Raw genomic sequence first — 17417 nt, 5'->3', positions numbered from 1 at the left:
CTCCCGATTCCTTAGAATCCCTGACCAATGACAAAGTTGAATTCCATGTCGCCCACCTTGCTGCGCTGCAGACCAGTGTAGGTTTCGCCCACATCCAGAGGCCATGCAAAGTCGAATCCGATAATACCGAGCATCGGCACCACTACGCGGAAACCGAAACCGACATCCTTCTTGAGGCTCGAGGGATCCCATTCGCTGAGCGGGTTCCTGCTCGGCTTTGCAACCTTCGTCTTGGGGTCATAGCGTTCACCGAACACGTTACCCGCATCGAAGAAGAACGGCAACAGGTAGAATGTCTGCGGAACGATACCCAACTGGAGTTCCGCACCGATGTACTGGTAGCTGCGGCCCAGGCGGCGGTAGCCGATAGATCCCGAACTATAGCCGCGCATGTTGCCTTCGTAACCCATCACGCCGCCCATCGTGTAGAGCGTGCGGTATTGCAGTTGGTCACCGAAGATAACGCCATACTCGTTGGTAAGGGCAATCGCCAGGCGGTCGCGGAACAGCGGGAACCACCACTTGATGGTAAGCTCCGTCTTGACAAAGCTAAAGTCACTGAACAGGAGGTCGTCGGCAATCTGCACGTCAAGCACGTAGCGCGAGCCTTCGGTCGGGAACTGCGGCAGGTTCTTGTCGTCGCGCACGAGGCGGAGGTTAATAGCAGATTCGATACCGGTGTAGACCACGTAGCTGTCGTCGATATTCGGGCCCTGCTTGTTCATGAGCCAGCTGTAACCGATCTGTCCATAGAAGTAGTCGTCGGGCCACTTGAGTCGCTTACCCAGGTACACACTTCCGCCGTAACGGGTGATGTCCGGGTCGTTGTAGTCTTCCATATTCCACCAGGAGTAGCTGAGGCTTGCACCGAGAGTAATCGGCTTGTCCATGAGCCAGGGTTCCTGGAAGCTGAGAGATGCGCTCTTCTTGTCGGCACCGTATTCCACGCTCAAGCTCGCCGCCTGGCCATCACCCATACAGCAGTTCGGGATAGACACGCTGGCCGTACCCACGAGACCATCACTTTCGCTATACGACACACCCAGGCTGAACTGGCCGGTACCGGCTTCCTTCTCCTGCACAGTGAAGTCGAGGTCCACTTCCTGCTCGCCATAGACCTTGATATCGGGTATGACCATGTCGAAGTAGTTGAGCTGCATAATTTCGCGGAAGCTACGTTCCAAGGCAGACTGGCGGTAGGTATCGCCCGGATACAGGCGCACCTCGCGGCGGATAACCTTCTCGTTGGTCTTCGTGTTGCCGTGAATATAGACCTTATGGATACTTGCAGGCAAGCCTTCGCGCATACGGTACGTGAGGTTCACCACGGAGTCGTTCTCGAACGTGCGTTCCTCGTCGAACTGCGCAAACAGGTAGCCATCTTCGCGGTAGACATCAATCAGTGCCTTGCGGGAAGCCTCGTACAGGTACTGGTCGAACACGGAACCGCTATCCAAGCGGAACGCGTAACCCAGCACCTTGTCGTTCAGCACCTCGTTGCCGGAGAAGTGCACGTTACCCATGTAGTAACGGCGGCCCTCGTTCATACCGATATGGATGCAGATGGCGCTCGACGTCTTGATGTTGTCGTACTTGTTCAGGAGCGGGAACATGTCTTCGATCATGTAGCGCACAAGCAACTTTTCCTCGTATTCCGAGGGCTTCTTGATCTTCTTGAGCGAATCGATTTTCGGGTTGTTGAACTTGCGGCCATCCACAATCTTGAGCCATTCCTTGCGGGAATCCTCGTAGCGGATAATGTCGTTCAGGAGCTTGAGGGCGTCTTCTTCTTCCTTGACCTGCGGGAGAGGACGGGAGACATACCCATGACTGGAAGCCTCCCTCGTCTGGCGGAAGAAGTGCGAGACCTGCATCGTGGGCTTACCCGCCATCTTGTACATGGCTGTCGCCGGATCGCCCATCGCGCGGTTCAACTGGTCGTAAAGCGGCTGCAGCCTTTCCCCTACCGGCACCATGCGGCCCAGGTAGAACAGGCAACTGGAATCGGGTAGGTATTCTGCACGGTAGTCGGTCAGTTCCGCATCCAGGAAGCCGAAATGGCGGATAGCGTTGAGCACGGTGTCGCGGTCGGCATCGAAAACGTTCTGCTTGAACTCGCCACCACCGTACCACTGGTCCACCTTCGTGAGCATATGGTCGGTAATGTCTATCGCGGGCACGTTGTCGTTACCCTTGATATCAATCGCACGCACCTTGACCTTCTCGCCCTCGCGAATAATGAAGGTCACCTGGTTCTTGTTTTCGTCCACGGGCGTCTCACGGTAGCCGACCTCGGCCAGCAGGAATCCCTCAGAGCGGTAGTGGTCAATCAAGGCCTGGCGGTCGCGTTCCAACTGGCTCTTGCTGTACACCTGGCCCGGAAGCATGCGCAACTTGAGGCGCAGGTCGTCCTCGGAGACTTCGTCACATCCATCCAAGATGGCGGTATCGAGAGCAGGGAGTTCCTTAACCTTGAAAATGAGGTCCAACTCGGTGCTATTGTCCACGTAGTCGACCCAGGCAGACACATCATCGAACAGGCCCGACTTGTAGAGTGCCGAGACCGCATCCTGAACCTTGTCAGAAAGAGCGGACGGAGAATAGGTTTGGCCATCACGAATACCAATGCGGCTAAGGACCGAACGTTGGTCCATGTTCACGTTTCCTTCGACCTTGACCTTACGGACCGTGTTTTCGGCCATATAGTCCGTAGGCATCTGGGACATATCCAGCAACTGGGCGTGCATCAAACCGGCAAAGGCGAGAATCAGAATTACAATTCGAGAACGCAGAGTAAACCTTCCTATAAAAGCAAAAAAACTTAAAATACCGCACAAAAATACAAAAATTGGAATCTTCCGCCCAACCAAGATAGCCGAAAAAACGCGCATAGCAACGTAACTTTACAACGATTGTAAAAAAAGCAGGTTCGAAGGAGAAAAATGCGGTAACGACGAAAACTTTTAGAATTTTTTTCTTTTTTCTAGCGCGTAAAAAGACTAAATTCTTCTCGTTAAATTTTAACCACTCTTTATTGAGGATTATATGCGTTCAACCGCCTGGAATGACGAAGAAAACAGAGTCCTGCCCGAAATGGCGCTCGACTTTATGCCCGAAGAAAAATTGCGTGACCTGCAGCTGCAGCGTATGCGCGCCACCGTAAAGCTCGCCTACGAGAAAGTTCCGCTCTTCCGTGAACGCATGGACGAGAAGGGCCTCAAGCCCGAAGACATCAAGAGTCTCAAGGACGTCGCCAAGCTCCCCTTCACCATGAAGAAGGACCTGCGCGACACCTACCCGTACGGCCTGTTCGCCGTCGACCTGAGCGAAGTCGTGCGCCTGCACGCAAGTTCGGGCACCACCGGCAAGCCCATCGTGGTCGGCTACACCAAGGAAGACATGGACGTTTGGGCCCAGGTCGTCAAACGCGGCCTCCTCGCCTGCGGGTTCAGGAGCACCGACATTGTGCAGAACTTCTACGGCTACGGCCTGTTCACTGGCGGTCTCGGCATCCACGGCGGCTTTGAAGCCCTCGGCGCAACCGTCATCCCCATCAGCGGCGGCAATACCGAACGCCAGGTGATGCTCATGAAGGACTTCGGCGTTACCGCAGTGGGCGGAACCCCGAGTTACTTTGTACGTATTATCGACGTTGCCGAAAAGATGGGCGTCGACATCCGTGACCTTAAGGTAAAGCGCGGCATCTTCGGTGCAGAACCGTGGAGCGACGGCATGCGCGATTACATCGAAGAAAAGACCGGCATCAAGGCGTATGACATTTACGGCCTTTCCGAAATCGTGGGCCCGGGCGTGGGCTGCGAATGCGAGTGCCGCGACGGCATCCACATCTTCGAAGACCACTTCTACCCCGAAATCGTCGACCCCGAAACGCTTGAACCGCTGCCGGACGGCGAAGAGGGCGAACTCGTGCTTTCTACGCTCAGCAAGAAGGCCATGCCCATCATCCGCTACCGTACCCGCGACATCACCGCCATCGAGAAGACCAAGTGCAAGTGCGGCCGTACCATCCGCCGCATCCGCCGCATTGGCCGCCGTAGCGACGACATGATTATCATGCGCGGCGTGAATGTGTTCCCGAGCCAGATCGAGACGGCCCTCCTCCGTGCGGAGAAGGCTCTGCCGCACTACCAGATCGTGCTCGATACCAAGAACAACATGGACACGCTCGAGGTCAAGGTGGAAGTTTCCCGCGACATGGTGAGCGACTCCATGAGCGCCATGGAACAGCTGAACAAGAAGTTCAAGCACTCCATCGAACAGATTCTCGGCATTTCCGTCATCGTCACGCTGTGCGAACCCGATTCGCTGCCGCGTAGCGAAGGCAAGGCCAAGAGAGTTGTCGACAACCGCAAGAAAATGTAAGGAGGTACAACATGAAGATTCCGCAAGTATCCGTATTCGTTTCCAACCGCCCTGGCCGTCTCCAGGCGGTGTGCAAGTCCCTTGCCGACGCCGGCGTGAACCTCCTTTCGCTCACGCTCGCCGACTCGGGCGAATTCGGGCTTATCCGCCTTATCGTCAGTGACCCGGAAAAGGCCGTGGACGTGCTCGCCAAGGCGGGCCTCAGCGCCACCATCACCGACGTGGTCGCCTGCCCCGTGAACGCCGCCATCGGTGGCCTCGCCGAACTGCTCTCCACCGCAGTGGGCAGCCAGCAGATTGACTACATGTACGCCTACCCCTCCACCCTGAACGGCAGCAACATCATGATCTTGCGCTTCCAGGATACGGAAAAGGCTATCGAGGCCCTCGAAGCCACGCACTTCAAGGCTATCAGCAAGGAAGAACTGCTGGGATAACCACCGAATCGTCATCCCCGCGAAGGCGGGGATTCAGAAATTTCTAACGCCGAGCGAAAGCCCGGCGTTTTTTCTTCTTGTTCAGCGCGACAGTCTGGTTATTTCACCATATAAATCGTAAGCGTCTTGCTGTATTCGTAACCGACGATAAGCAGAGCCTGGTTCGCAAGCGGGCTCTTGTCCGCCGGAATAAAGAGAATGCCTTCCGGACCGCGGTCCAGCGGGTCCAAGTAGTAGTCGACCACCTTGGGGCCCTTGTATTCTTCTGGCTTTGGAGCCTTGAGATATCTGGGCGTTTCGGCTTCCGTCACATCGACGACCATAATCCCGCTAGTGCGTTCCAGGCCGACAAAGGCATAGCGCTTGTAACCGACCTCGCCCACCGTCACGTTTTCCGGTTCGCAACCCTTGTCACCGCTACGCTTGTCCATCTTGACCTTGCCCTTCTTGGCATTCCAGTTGAAATATTCCGGAGCAATTTTCGCCAGGATGCGCTCGAACATATCATAGGTATCCCAGACCAGCCTTCCTGTCTCACCATCGAAAATACTCATGGAACGCGTACCGAAGATATACATGTGCTTGCACGCAGGGCTCTTGGTGCGTTCACCGTCGCAGTTGCGCTCCAGCCCGCTCACCGTCAAGTCCTTCAGTTCGTTCAGGAGCGAATCCGTAAACACCGGGCGATATAGCCTCCCTTGTTCGGCAAGCATCATCGGGCTCGTCACGTCGGTCCAGGCCTTATAATCGTTGACCGGAGCGCCTTCGTTGGCCGTAAGCACGTAGTACTTGTCGCCAATCGCAAAAGATGCAATGCCATCGGGCTGGCGGAGCCCGCGAAGCGGGTACTTCTTCATTTCAATCAGGCCATTGCTGACCGCATCGATTGTCGCACCGCCAGAATAGTCAACGTAACCCAGCGGGAACACCTTCGTTATCTTCTTCGCCTTCACGTCCAGCTTTGCGATGGCGTTGTTCTCTTGCAGCGAGACCCAAGCCCATCGGGAATCCTCCGACACCGTAATGTACTCGGGTTCCAGCGACTTCACGAAGCCCTGCACACCGGGAGCGCGCACACCGGCCTTCTTGAGTGAATTCGTATCGAGCTTATCGAAACGAACCACCGTCAATTCCGCTCCTTTCCAGAGTTCCGCGTCATCCGCCTTGGCAACCGTCAGTACGGCAATTCCGCCTTCCGGATCTTCCGAAAAATCCGCACTCGGCGAACCTTCGCAGGCCACCAGCAGGTTCTTGCCATCAGGCGTAAACTTGATCATGTCGGGCTGGCTGCACACCCTGTAAAGCCCTACGACTTCCAGGCTGTCCGTATAGCGCATGACCTGCACCTGGCCATCTTTCCATTCCTCGTCTTCAAGCATCGAAACCGCCACCAAGTCACCATGGACCGTGACGCTGGACGCATTACCGGGTATTTCCTTTTCAGCAATCTTTTTCGGCATTCCCGGATTGGAAAGGTCCACCACCTCGACAACCTTCGCATCGCCAACAACAAACAATTTGTTCTTGCCAGGCATAAATTCCGAAATTTCTGCAGTCTTCATCGACAGTGTCGAAAGCGGTGTCAAGACCTTGCCCAGCTGGAACGGGCCAGCCGACTGGGCATTCAGCTTCGCAAAACAAAAGCCCGCAGACAAAAGCAGGCTATAAACAACTACGGGGAACTTCGTCATAACTAATCCCTATAAATTACCTCATGATTAACCACATCACCAACAGTCCTACCCCAAGACCGCCAAGGAATGACGTTCCAGTCATGGTCGCGGCTTTCCTCTTTTCATCGTCAACCTTTTCCTTGCCCTTTTCGTTCACGTCGAGAGCAACACCCAATGCCTGGGCACAAACCTCGTTGTTCTGCTTCATCGTCTGGTAGCTCTGTTCCCAATTCGCGCACTTGGCTTCTTCGACAACAATCGCCTTGCGGAGCGAATCCTTTTCGACTGTACAAAGGCTATCGCGGACCTGCATCACGCTATCGCGCATTGCAAGTTCTTCTTGCATCACATCCACAGGAACCTGTTCAACAGACGCCTCTACCTCAGTTTTTGCAGGCGTTTGAGGCGCCGTAACAGGTTCTGCCGCGAACAGGATCGCGGCAAGACAAAGCACAAGGGCAAGCAAATTCTTCATGCTTTCAATATAGCAAAAACGCTACTTCTGGAGTACAGCTTTCTTCTGCCAGATGCCGTCGGAATACTTCACGTAGTATACACCAGGGCCAACCCTCTGGGCATTCTTGACGACCGTACCATCAAGACGGCGGACCTGCACTACGTACCTGGAGACATCCTGGCTTTCAAGGGCAACGATTCGGTCGCTCTTTTCCGAAGAACTGCTCTTGTTGTTCTTGGAAGAAGAACTCTTACCTTCGCTGGAACTCGATGCCGGCTTAGAAGAGGAGCTGCTCTTCTTTTCGGAGGAGGAACTCACCTTATCACTCGAAGAGGATTCCGGGACCTTGCTCGAAGACGACTTCACAGAAGAGCTGCTCTTCGGTTGCGACGAAGAACTCTTTGCAGAGGAAGAACTTTCCGCAGAAGACGACTCCGGTTCGGAACTGCTGCTTTCTATCTTACTAGAAGAACTGCTCTTCACGCTCGAAGAGGATTCCGGAGTCACGCTAGACGAGGACTTTTCACTCGAAGAAGATGCAGGCACACCGCTCGACGAGGAACTCTCGGACGAAGAACTGACCACAACGCTCGAAGAAGATTCGGGCTGGAGCGGCTTGCGGGAATCGATAAGCACGACCTTGAGCACCTGAATACGGGCAGACTTCACCGTATCGGGAACATTCAGAGCACCAATAGCATTGTTTACAGTTTTCAAGGAATCATTGCCAACGGAAGTTCCATATTTTGTACGCATCCGGAGTGTAAGCGAATCATCAGTGGCATTCCTATACAAATGCGTAAAGGAGATGCTGGCAAACCACCACTCAAATGCAAACTCATAGGGTTTCGAAAACAGCAAGTGACTTGCCGGGAAGGAGAGTTTATCGGGAATCGCTCCCGGAATATAGGCCAAGATATTATTGGTATTCGAGGAATCATGCCCTTCCATCTTCAAGTTATGGATATCGTAGACGACTGTCGCAAAGTCATCATTCTCCAATTCTACCCATTCCTTACTATTGTTCCACGTAGCAAATCTATACGTCGTAAGCTGCGACTCAAGACAATTCGCCTGAATAGAAAGTGGAATGGAGTCTTTAAAATTATTAGAAGAAGCTTTCACTGTCCTGTACGACTCATGACGCGTGAAATTCGAGGAATCCTTCGTCCATGTCTGTGGATTGCCGTACCAGTTAGTTTCCTCGATGTAAGCCGGCACGAATTCAACCACGGAACTCAGCGAATCGCAAATGTTGCGGATAAAGACCGAGGACGTATCCTGGGCAAGGGCATTAGAAGCCATAGCGAAGGCCGAGAGCACAATCAGCTTCTTCCACATAGAGGATAATTTCATAGGACCTCCCTTTTTCTCTAAATATACATCGTTTTCGCCCGAAGCGTTAGCGGGCAAACTACCCGCGGGCCGCGAGAATGCGCTTCCAGCCGTCTTCGGGGATCTGGGCGCCCATTACCTGCACCACTTCGTTACTCACGACGCTTCCGAGGTTGCCGCTGCGTTCCATGTCCCAGCCGTTCATATAGCCGTACAGGAATCCCGACGCCCACAGGTCGCCGGCACCCGTCGTGTCGATGGCCTTCGCAGGGCCCGCCTGTACATGCACAACCTTGCCGTCCTTGGCGATGAGGGCGCCACGCTTGCCAATCTTCACCACGGCGACCTTAGCCTTCTTGGCGAGTACGTCGAGTGCGGCTTCTTCCTTCACGCCCGCGTAGGCGAATGCTTCATCTTCGTTTGCGATAATGATGTCTATCATACCTTCGGCAAAGAGTTCGTCGAACAACTTGCGGCAGGCTTCCACCACACCGAAACTGCTGAAGTCGAGCGCGGTTTCCACACCCAAACTGCGGGCAAGCGTGAACGACTTCTTGAAACAGTCCGCATTGAAAGCACGGTAGCCTTCGGCATAGAGCAAGCCCACGCCGTCATAGAGCGCAGGCACAAAGTCATCGCTAGCAAGGAAGTCGGATGCCCCGAGGTACGTCCACATGGAGCGCTGGGCATCAGGCGTCACTGCAGAGAACACGCAACCCGTCGCGGCATCGCTCACTCCGAGTTTGGATTCCACGCCATTCTTTTCAAGGTGCGCACGGAAAATGCGGCCTAGTTCATCATCACCGATTTTAGAAATGAAGGCAGCCTTGCCTCCCAAACGGGAAAGACCGACCATCGTATTGCAGGTAGAGCCACCCGGCACGCGCAGCGGGTTCTTGAGCGCCGCAAGGAACTTTTCCATCTGCGGCCAGTCCACCATGTTCATGCCGCCCTTCTGCACGCCCTGCGATTCAATCCATGCGTCATCCACATTCGCGAGAATATCTACGAGGGCAGCGCCCATACCTAAAACTTTCTTCATTACATTCCTCCCCTACGGCGGCGAAGCCTTTCGCCTGCACGCAGCAGAAACTGACGTTCCGAATCGGTAAGGGAATTTATCCCTTCGCGATTCACCTTCTTCAAGATTTCATCCATGCGTTTCTGTTCGTCCACATAGAACACTTCGCCTTCCAGCGGTTCATCTTCACGCTGCTTTTCTACCCCGGCATCGCCTTCGCTCCGTGCCCCGCCTTCATGCACGCGGAACTTCGGGCGACGTGCACGGCGCATGCTACTTTCTACCTTGTCAGCAATGCCCCCGAGGGTACGGCCAAAGCCACGTTCATAAATCCACATATAGATAAAGCCGCCCACGACTCCGCCCAAGTGGGCAAAATGCGCAATTCCATCGCTGGAATGGGCCATCAGCACGTCAATCGCCACCATGAACCACATCGCATACTTTATCCGCATCGGGAAAAAGAAGAACATCAGCAGCATGCGGTTCGGGAAGAACTTGTAATAGGCAACAAATATGCCCATCAATGCGCCTGAGGCTCCTATAATCGGGGCGCTAGTAAGCCCCATCAGGTACATCACCAGGCTGAACACCGCCGCAAAAATCCCGCAGAACATGTACATTGCCGTAAAATGGCGGCTTCCCATCATGTCGGCAACCTCGCTACCGAACATCCAGAGCATCAGCATATTGAATACAAAGTGCCAAAAGTCCACATGCACGAACATGTAGGTTACAAACCTCCACGCCTGTTCCGGCGCAAACGGCCAGAAGGCGCCCAAGTAGGCGATGTAGTCGCGTACGTTTCCGTCTCCAAGGCCCGGCAGGTTCAAGTGCAGGCCAAGCAAGGTGCCACCAACAAAGGCGACTCCAAAAATCACCGCATTGATAATCAGCAGCACGCGGAGCACTCTAGGCAAGAACTGAAAAGGTCTCATGAATTTTCCTTCAATAATATCGGCAAGATTTGTTCGGGGACATACTTCGCAAGTAACTCTCTACCTTCCCCAGTAGCGGTCACGCCCGCCTTCAAAAGTTCGCGCACTACAGTGCTAGATACCATCAGGTGTTCCAGTGCACTAGACAGGAAAACCGTCTCGCATTCCGGGCAAAGCATCTTGTTGTTCCAGGCGACCGTCTGCTCGTAGTCCACATCGGCAGCGTTACGGATTCCGCGCACTAGGTACTTCGCGCCGACACGCTTCGCAAAATCGACCGTAAGGCCGTCAAAGCGATCCGCCTTCACGTTCGAAAACTGAGCCACCGACTTGCGCACCATTTCCAGGCGAGCCTCATCGCTGAACATATAACGCTTGGAGGCGTTTACCGCCAACAGCACCCACACCTCGTCGAATAACGCAGATGCGCGGCGCACAATGTCCAGGTGGCCTACGGTTAACGGATCAAAGGACCCTGCAAATACAGCAATTCTCTGCATGCCGTAAATATAGAAATTTTACAGTTAACCCCTGTAAATCACCAGCGAAGATTCGCCATAGCGGCGAACCTGCACCAGGCCTGCTTCGGAGGCTTCTTTCACCCATGCAGGCAAATTCCGGCTAGGGGCTTCGAACACGGCAACGCCGCCCGGATTCAGCCATTCCCAGTACTTGCGCAAGTCCGGGTATTCCATGTCCTTGAATGGCGGGTCCGCATAAATCAAATCAAAACCGCATTCAGAACAAAGTAATCCCTTTTCAATATTCAAGGCGTTCTTTTCTAACAAAGTAAGTTGTTTTTCTAACGAAAGCGCCTTGTACGCCTGCAAAACGAGGCGAGCCTGGCCATGAGCCATCTCGACAGCGACTACGCTTGCCGCACCACGGCTTATGGCCTCGATTCCCATGATGCCCGTACCCGCAAACAGGTCGAGCATACGGAACCCTTCTACGCCCTGCAGAATATTGAAGAGGGCCTCGCGCGTACGGGAGCCCGTAGGCCTTGTCCTAGATGTATCAGGAGAAGGGACATTACGCCCCCGAAGCAAGCCACCAGTAATGCGGATTGGCATATTACGGAGCGACGAACATCACCAAGGTCATGGCGGTGCTCAAGGTCCTCTTCACAAGCTTGAGTTCTGCCTTCGTGACACCGATACGCACGGGAGAAGCATCCAGGGCAGCCATCATGGACTGCAGTTCCGGGAAATCCGCCGTGGTCGATACCTGGTAGGTAAAGCGCTTGTACACGCCGAATTCCTCGACGCTCGGCTTGTCGAATCCACCAATCGTTACCTTATTCGCAGCAGCGATACTCTTGAACGCCTTGATTTCTTCGGCAACATCCTTCACGTTCACGAAGGTCGTAACGGCGGCCTTATTCACGTTGTTCACGTTGAACAGGCCAAAGGCGGTAATGTCTGTCGCAGGAGCATTCTCGGGCAGAGGCGGCGTGCGGAAATCAGAACTCACGGACTTGACACGTTCCAGGAAACTACGCTGGGAAGTCGGCTTCACCGACACGCCTCGCACATAGAAGTAATTCGGGGACTGGAACACGCAGTCGGAGAACCCGACATCGTCCGGGGTCGCCGTCGTGAGGAAAGTAAAGAACTGGTTGATCGCCGCACGCTGGAACGAAATCTTTTCCATCGGGAGGAACGAGTTGTAGTCGTCGCGCTTGTTGTTGAACAGCACCTGCGGCTTGACCTCGCCCACCACCTGGTTTACAGACAATGCGTTACGACGCTTGAGCGCTTCTTCGGCAGCTGCGGCCTGCGCCTCGAGCGAACCACCGGCAGAGGTCTGCTGTCCGTTGCTCAGGGTAAGGGCACTGCGGCTCGGATCTTCGGCACCGATGAGAGCCAGGTACGGGCCGGGCAGAATACCCTGAAGGGGCTGCGGTACACCGAATACGCTTATGAAGCAGCTGAACACGCCGAATACGAACAGTACAGCCACAGCAACAAGCAGAGTCTTCTTCTTGGAGGTCTTGACCTGCGCAGAGACGTCGGTCACGCGCACCGGCGTAACGACATCGAGAACAGAAACGCGTTCTGCGGCCTCCATCAAATTCAATCGAATCATACACCCTCCATCACGCCAAGCGCGGTTCCTATGGCTCCGGCACAATTAAGTACGGCAGCGGAATCGGCCTCGTCGACCGGGAGCCTGAGATTGGAGAAAGAATCCATCAATACAACCTGGCAGCTGTCGGCGAGTTTTTCACGCAACTTCTGCACAAACAGCGGTTCCATAGCCATTTCACCGCAGATATGCACCTGCTTGACATCGGGTACGGAATTCTGTTCCTTTGCAAGTTTCATCTGTTCGCAGACACCGTCTGCAAGGATAGATGCAGCCTCTTCCATGGAGGCATTCACCAAGGAAAGCGTCGACACGCAACGGAGCGCATGCAGGCTATCCTTGCTGAGCCAGAGCATCGTCACGCCAAAATAGTCGGCCTTGATGACGCATTCCACATTCTTCTTGATACCTTCCGCCACATCCATGAGGTTCATCAGCGAAAGCACATCGACTTCCATGCCCTTCGGCACGAGGCTCTTGCTGCGGAAACCCTTGCGCAGGGCATCGACCCATTCACGCCGGACCGCGATAAGCAGAACGGTCTGCCCGATAGAGGCATCACCGCTTAAGACCTTATAGTCAACGATATAGGAATCCTTATCGCCATTGGTAATGAGCCCGAGGTACCACTGGACGTACTCGTCAATATTGGCGACAGCCTCTGCCGGTACGAACACCTGGCGGACAATGGACCTGAAGGCGGGGACCGTCACGGAGATAGCCTCGATCTCTTCAAGCTGGCACTCGTCCATCCAGCCCTGGAGGACCGTCTCGAACGTGTAGATGTCATCGATGGGGCTGGTTTCCGTCTGGAGAACAGCAGTCTTGAGAACGCGCTTTTCAGCACCGTCCAACAAGGCGAGTTTCAGGGAGACATCGCCCACCTCAATACCTAGGTACAATTTCGTATCACTCATATACTCAACGACTTATGAAGATTTTGATAGTATAAAACTAATCAAAAATTACGCTTTGCAGTATGCCCTCCAGTTTTTTCTTACCTATTCCAGGCACTTTTTGCAGGCTCGCACCCCCCGAAAAGGGGCCATGCTCCTCGCGGAAAGCGATAATTTTCTCGGCAAGCTTGGGTCCGACGCCCTTAAGGGCGCACAGTTCGTCCGCCGTCGCTGTGTTGATATGCAAGGGAAAGCGGACGATAGCCTTCTTTTTCCGGGGCTTTTTCTCCTTGCTTGTTTGTAAATTTTTAGTTACAATACCATCGGTTTCCAGGGATGTCGCGGAGCCCTTTGCCGAATATTCCACTTTGGACTGCACAAGGGGCGTCTCAGCCTTCCTCGGGCGGTCCCCGATATCCACAAAATCGACCGACGGAAGCCCCCACGGCAGGAACCTCACCGCAAGCCCGACCACAAAGAGGGCCAGCGCCACATGAAGAATTTTTCTTTCAGCAGAGTTCATATTTCCCCTCGCCTGTTTTTTAATGCAACGATTTGATGAGTGCCTCCACCGCAGCAGCATCGGAAGGGACATCCACCGACACCGACGGATAGCGGCTCATGACCATGCGTATCGGGCGCCGCCCCATGATGCGCATCTGTTCCAGCGAACGTTCCTTCTCCACCGCACTCTGCGGCAAAGCAGAAAATTCATCCCGCGCCACTCGGGAATACGCATAAATTCCCTGGTGCTGGAACCAGCGCGGAGCATCGCTTGGCTCCACGTGGCGGGTAAAGTCCACGGCAAAGCCGTTTTCGACTCGGACCTTCACCACGGTCGCAAGTTCGGCATCAGAAGGAGCAAGCGGGCATGCGACACTCACCCAGCAATCCGGGTGGGCAGCAAGTTTGCGAGCAACATCGACAAGTACATCGGGCTCCACCAAGGGCTCGTCGCCCTGTAGGTTCACCACCAGGTCAAGGTCCAGGGCACGAGCCGCCTCGGCCACACGGTCAGATCCCGTATTCGCAGGCCCAGTGAGCAGAAACTCGAATCCCGCCCTCGAAACGACCTCGGCAATCTGGTCGCTGTCGGTCGCACACACAATGCGGTCAAAACATTCCGCAAGCCGAGCCCTCTCGAGGGTCCGGACAATCATTTCTTTACCGCATAACTTAAAAAGGGGCTTCCCAGGAAACCGGGAAGACCCCATACGTGCGGGTACTATGCAGTGTACTGCAGTCATAAAAATAATATGGCCGTTTCTGGCTTTTGTTTTTGCGAGTTAGCCGCCAATGACCTTCGGGATGGCGAAGTGGTCGTTTTCCACTGCAGGCGCATTCGCGAAAGCCTGGTCCAGCGAGAATCCCTGAACCGGCACGTCTTCGCGAAGGATAGTCGCACCATTCTCGACACCGGTCATCGGTTCGACATTGGACAGGTCGAGCGCCTTGAGCGCTTCCATGTGGTCAAGCATCTTGTCGAGATGCCCCTTCACGGAATCGATGTCGCTTTCCGCAACTTCGAGCCTCGAGAGCTTCGCCAATTTCAATACTTCTTCACGTTCGAGCATAAAAACCTCGTTATTTGCGGGTTATAAAATAACAAATTTTTTTCGCAGGGACAACCACTATCCCACAATCTGCAGGGCGGCATACTTGAGGATAATCGTCCTCACCGTATTGTCATTGCCAAACCGCACGTCCACGCGGGCATTGTCCCCGGTACCATAGCACTTGACAATGGTCCCGATACCGTACTTGGAGTGACGAACCCGAGCACCCGGATGGTAAGGGTTCTCGCTATACTCGTCGTAGACGACTCGCGGGCCGCTCGGCACGGCAGGTTTCACAGGAGGGGCTACCTTGATCGGGTTCCTGTAAACAATCCGCTGGTCGTTCTTGCGGATAGATGCCGGGATGGACGGTTTGGAATATGTTCCGTGCGAGAATCCTCCCGAAGACGAGCCGAACGAGGAACCGCCCGAAAAGCTACGGCCAGCAGATGCATTCGCCTTACGGACAAAGTCCGGCGCCTTGTTATAGCGCGGGAACGAATTTCCCGACGGGAAACCGCCAAGGCCGCCACCACCGATACACGGGGTAAATTCCACCACGGAAGGGTCCAGTTCCTTCAAGAAGCGCGAAGGCGCAAACGGACGGATTGTCCCCTGGAAGAACCGGCGTTCCGTATGGTACAGATAAAGTTTCTTCTCGGCACGAGTACAGCCCACATAGAACAAGCGGCGTTCCTCTTCCAGCTGTTCACGCGATTCGGAAGGCGTAAGCATGGAAGATTCGCGGATCAGCGGGAAAATGCCCTCGTCGCAACCGGCGATATGCACCGTATTAAATTCCAGGCCCTTCGCCATGTGGATTGTCATGAGCGTCACCGCGCCCTTGGAATCGTCCACCTTCTTGTCGGCATCCGTCAGGAGCGATATATCTTGAATAAACGAATCGAGTGTCGCATCCGGATGTTCTTCGTCAAACTCGCGAATCGCGTTCACCATTTCGTCGATGTTCGCGATGCGCTCATCGGCAGTAAGTTCATCTTCCTTACGCAAGAATTCCTTGTACCCCGTATCGGCTATAATCCGCTCTGCAAGAATCGGGAGCGGGGTCTCGCCTGCCGCAATCAAGTCCTTCCAGCTCTGGACAAGGTCGGTAAAGCCCTTGAGTTTCGGAGCCGTTCGCCCCGTACCGTTAGCTTCAGCCACAAGCATCTGCCAGAAGGTACCCTCGCCGTTCCGGACACGCGCAAGCACCGTTTCTACCGTAGTCTTGCCAATGGCACGCGAAGGAGTGTTTATAACGCGTAGGTGGGCCGCATCGTCCTTCTCGTTGGCAAGCAGGCGCAAATAGGCAAGGATGTCCTTGATTTCCTTACGGTCCCAGAATCGAGTTCCGCCAAAAATAACCGAAGGAATTCTCAAATCGTTCAAAGCCTTTTCCAGCACGCGGGACTGCGCATTGGTGCGGTAGAAAATCGCCGTCTTCGAATAGTTGTCGGCGCCCGCTGCAAGGACAAATTCAGCAATCTGCTGCGCTTCGGTACGGTCATCTTCCATGTGGCGCACGCGTATCGGGTCACCGGCCTCTTCTTTCGAGAACACCTTCTTTTCCATTTCGAGCGGGCGCACGTTATGCGCAATCACGGAGCCTGCGCCCTTCACGATATTGCTTGTCGAACGGTAGTTGCGTTCCAGTTTCACAATAGTGACCGGAGCAAAATCCCTGTGGAAGTTACGGATAATCTTGATGTTAGCACCGCGCCAACCGTAGATACTCTGGTCGTCATCGCCCACCACGGTCACGTTCTTGTCTTCGTTAATCAGGAGTTTCAGCAGTTCGTACTGCACGTCGTTCGTATCCTGGTATTCGTCGACCACCACGTACGTGAACAACTGTTTCAGTTGGTTCGTAATGGACGGGACCTTCTGCAACAGGAGTACGGTATTGAACAAGAGATCGTCGAAATCCATGGCATTTGACTCACGAAGGCGCTTCTGGTATTCCGCATAGTAACGGGCACGGCGTTCATCGTCGGCAAATTCCGCACGCCCCATTGCCACTTCCGGCGTCTGCAAAACCGCAGACCCGTGCTCGTAAAGGACCGTATTCTTGTAGCGAGAAATCGCTCCGTGCACACGCTTGATTTCGGCCGCATCGCAGTCATCGCCGAGTTCTTCCTTGAGAATCTGTTTCAGCAAGCGCTTTTGATCATCATCATCGTATATCGAAAAGTTCGCATCGTACCAAGAACCGCCCATGGCCCGCGTAACAGATTCCAGAACAAGGCTCTTTTTGAGCAAGCGCAGGCATACCGAATGGAACGTACCCATCCACGGGAAATGCATGTTGCAATCAAGCAACTTCTGGATACGCGCGGTCATTTCACGGGCCGCCTTATTCGTGAATGTTACAGCAAGGATATTCTTTGGCTCTACCTGATATTGTGATACGAGGTGCGCAATCTTATAGGTGATGGCACGGGTCTTTCCCGAACCGGCACCAGCCAATATCAACATCGGGCCATCAATCTTCTTGGCGGCAGCCGCCTGCTCCGGATTGAGTTCCCTATCCAACACACTCGCATCAACCACACTTGCCATCAAAAGCTCCTAATCGCGCATAAATCCTAATCGACCTATCGCGGCAAATATAAAACAATCCCGCCAAGGCATCG

General features: G+C 54.2%; 16 protein-coding genes. 2 read left to right on the top strand and 14 right to left on the bottom strand.

Going from position 1 to position 17417, the window contains the following annotated elements:
* Positions 1-11: 11 nt before the first annotated feature.
* Entirely contained in the window at positions 12-2717 is a 2706-nt protein-coding gene (locus B7994_RS03205) for an outer membrane protein assembly factor (RefSeq protein WP_233142975.1), read from the bottom strand.
* A 328-nt stretch (positions 2718-3045) separates the two neighbouring features.
* Here B7994_RS03205 and B7994_RS03200 point away from each other — a divergent pair, with 328 nt between their 5' ends.
* A complete protein-coding gene (locus B7994_RS03200; protein WP_088637015.1) occupies positions 3046-4383 on the top strand; it encodes a phenylacetate--CoA ligase family protein in 1338 nt (445 codons plus the stop codon).
* Positions 4384-4394: 11 nt separating this feature from the next.
* Entirely contained in the window at positions 4395-4820 is a 426-nt protein-coding gene (locus B7994_RS03195) for an ACT domain-containing protein (protein WP_088637014.1), read from the top strand.
* Between the two features lie 98 nt (positions 4821-4918).
* On the opposite strand, the gene B7994_RS03190 is transcribed toward B7994_RS03195, so the two are convergent.
* The 13 genes from B7994_RS03190 to B7994_RS03130 are packed head-to-tail and all read right to left on the bottom strand — an operon-like array spanning position 4919 to position 17343.
* Positions 4919-6511: a choice-of-anchor I family protein gene (locus B7994_RS03190; RefSeq protein WP_088637013.1), complete on the bottom strand. Its 1593-nt coding sequence runs from the start codon at positions 6509-6511 to the stop codon at positions 4919-4921.
* A gap of 16 nt (positions 6512-6527) precedes the next feature.
* A complete protein-coding gene (locus B7994_RS03185) occupies positions 6528-6968 on the bottom strand; it encodes a hypothetical protein (RefSeq protein ID WP_088637012.1) in 441 nt (146 codons plus the stop codon).
* A gap of 21 nt (positions 6969-6989) precedes the next feature.
* A complete protein-coding gene (locus tag B7994_RS03180; protein WP_144063723.1) occupies positions 6990-8306 on the bottom strand; it encodes a hypothetical protein in 1317 nt (438 codons plus the stop codon).
* Between the two features lie 58 nt (positions 8307-8364).
* The gene (locus B7994_RS03175; RefSeq protein WP_088637010.1) at positions 8365-9327 is read right to left on the bottom strand and encodes an adenosine kinase; all 963 of its coding nucleotides are present in this window, start codon (positions 9325-9327) and stop codon (positions 8365-8367) included.
* Positions 9327-10244, bottom strand: a complete 918-nt coding sequence (locus B7994_RS03170) for a rhomboid family intramembrane serine protease (protein ID WP_088637009.1) — start codon at positions 10242-10244, stop codon at positions 9327-9329. The genes B7994_RS03175 and B7994_RS03170 overlap by 1 nt, the downstream gene beginning before the upstream one ends.
* A complete protein-coding gene (gene coaD / locus B7994_RS03165; RefSeq protein ID WP_088637008.1) occupies positions 10241-10744 on the bottom strand; it encodes a pantetheine-phosphate adenylyltransferase in 504 nt (167 codons plus the stop codon). The genes B7994_RS03170 and coaD overlap by 4 nt, the downstream gene beginning before the upstream one ends.
* A gap of 24 nt (positions 10745-10768) precedes the next feature.
* Positions 10769-11317, bottom strand: a complete 549-nt coding sequence (gene rsmD, locus B7994_RS03160) for a 16S rRNA (guanine(966)-N(2))-methyltransferase RsmD (protein WP_088637007.1) — start codon at positions 11315-11317, stop codon at positions 10769-10771.
* A 1-nt stretch (position 11318) separates the two neighbouring features.
* The gene (locus B7994_RS03155; protein ID WP_144063722.1) at positions 11319-12332 is read right to left on the bottom strand and encodes a hypothetical protein; all 1014 of its coding nucleotides are present in this window, start codon (positions 12330-12332) and stop codon (positions 11319-11321) included.
* Positions 12329-13249, bottom strand: coding sequence for a hypothetical protein (locus tag B7994_RS03150; RefSeq protein WP_088637005.1), 921 nt, complete (start codon positions 13247-13249; stop codon positions 12329-12331). The genes B7994_RS03155 and B7994_RS03150 overlap by 4 nt, the downstream gene beginning before the upstream one ends.
* A 37-nt stretch (positions 13250-13286) precedes the next feature.
* Positions 13287-13751 carry a helix-hairpin-helix domain-containing protein gene (locus B7994_RS03145; protein WP_198957813.1) on the bottom strand — a complete coding sequence of 155 codons (465 nt, stop codon included), beginning with the start codon at positions 13749-13751 and terminating at the stop codon, positions 13287-13289.
* Positions 13752-13770: 19 nt separating this feature from the next.
* Positions 13771-14475: a 3-deoxy-manno-octulosonate cytidylyltransferase gene (locus B7994_RS03140; RefSeq protein WP_088637003.1), complete on the bottom strand. Its 705-nt coding sequence runs from the start codon at positions 14473-14475 to the stop codon at positions 13771-13773.
* 39 nt (positions 14476-14514) lie between these two features.
* Positions 14515-14802: an Asp-tRNA(Asn)/Glu-tRNA(Gln) amidotransferase subunit GatC gene (gene gatC, locus B7994_RS03135; protein ID WP_088637002.1), complete on the bottom strand. Its 288-nt coding sequence runs from the start codon at positions 14800-14802 to the stop codon at positions 14515-14517.
* A 57-nt stretch (positions 14803-14859) separates the two neighbouring features.
* A complete protein-coding gene (locus tag B7994_RS03130) occupies positions 14860-17343 on the bottom strand; it encodes an ATP-dependent helicase (protein ID WP_088637001.1) in 2484 nt (827 codons plus the stop codon).
* Between the last annotated feature and the right edge of the window lie 74 nt (positions 17344-17417).

The sequence above is a fragment of the Fibrobacter sp. UWR2 genome (genome assembly GCF_002210285.1).
In the GTDB taxonomy this organism is placed as follows: Bacteria; Fibrobacterota; Fibrobacteria; order Fibrobacterales; family Fibrobacteraceae; genus Fibrobacter.
This window is presented reverse-complemented; position numbering and strand designations above follow the sequence as displayed.

Bases quoted from the DNA above. Each gene is read 5' to 3' on its own strand.
- B7994_RS03175 (WP_088637010.1), bottom strand. From the start codon at position 9,327: ATGAAGAAAGTTTTAGGTATGGGCGCTGCCCTCGTAGATATTCTCGCG.
- coaD (WP_088637008.1), bottom strand. From the start codon at position 10,744: ATGCAGAGAATTGCTGTATTTGCAGGGTCCTTTGATCCGTTAACCGTA.
- B7994_RS03200 (WP_088637015.1), top strand. From the start codon at position 3,046: ATGCGTTCAACCGCCTGGAATGACGAAGAAAACAGAGTCCTGCCCGAA.
- B7994_RS03170 (WP_088637009.1), bottom strand. From the start codon at position 10,244: ATGAGACCTTTTCAGTTCTTGCCTAGAGTGCTCCGCGTGCTGCTGATT.
- B7994_RS03130 (WP_088637001.1), bottom strand. From the start codon at position 17,343: ATGGCAAGTGTGGTTGATGCGAGTGTGTTGGATAGGGAACTCAATCCG.
- B7994_RS03205 (WP_233142975.1), bottom strand. From the start codon at position 2,717: ATGCCTACGGACTATATGGCCGAAAACACGGTCCGTAAGGTCAAGGTC.
- B7994_RS03195 (WP_088637014.1), top strand. From the start codon at position 4,395: ATGAAGATTCCGCAAGTATCCGTATTCGTTTCCAACCGCCCTGGCCGT.
- B7994_RS03140 (WP_088637003.1), bottom strand. From the start codon at position 14,475: ATGACTGCAGTACACTGCATAGTACCCGCACGTATGGGGTCTTCCCGG.
- gatC (WP_088637002.1), bottom strand. From the start codon at position 14,802: ATGCTCGAACGTGAAGAAGTATTGAAATTGGCGAAGCTCTCGAGGCTC.
- B7994_RS03185 (WP_088637012.1), bottom strand. From the start codon at position 6,968: ATGAAGAATTTGCTTGCCCTTGTGCTTTGTCTTGCCGCGATCCTGTTC.
- B7994_RS03190 (WP_088637013.1), bottom strand. From the start codon at position 6,511: ATGACGAAGTTCCCCGTAGTTGTTTATAGCCTGCTTTTGTCTGCGGGC.
- B7994_RS03145 (WP_198957813.1), bottom strand. From the start codon at position 13,751: ATGAACTCTGCTGAAAGAAAAATTCTTCATGTGGCGCTGGCCCTCTTT.
- B7994_RS03180 (WP_144063723.1), bottom strand. From the start codon at position 8,306: ATGAAATTATCCTCTATGTGGAAGAAGCTGATTGTGCTCTCGGCCTTC.
- rsmD (WP_088637007.1), bottom strand. From the start codon at position 11,317: ATGCCAATCCGCATTACTGGTGGCTTGCTTCGGGGGCGTAATGTCCCT.
- B7994_RS03150 (WP_088637005.1), bottom strand. From the start codon at position 13,249: ATGAGTGATACGAAATTGTACCTAGGTATTGAGGTGGGCGATGTCTCC.
- B7994_RS03155 (WP_144063722.1), bottom strand. From the start codon at position 12,332: ATGATTCGATTGAATTTGATGGAGGCCGCAGAACGCGTTTCTGTTCTC.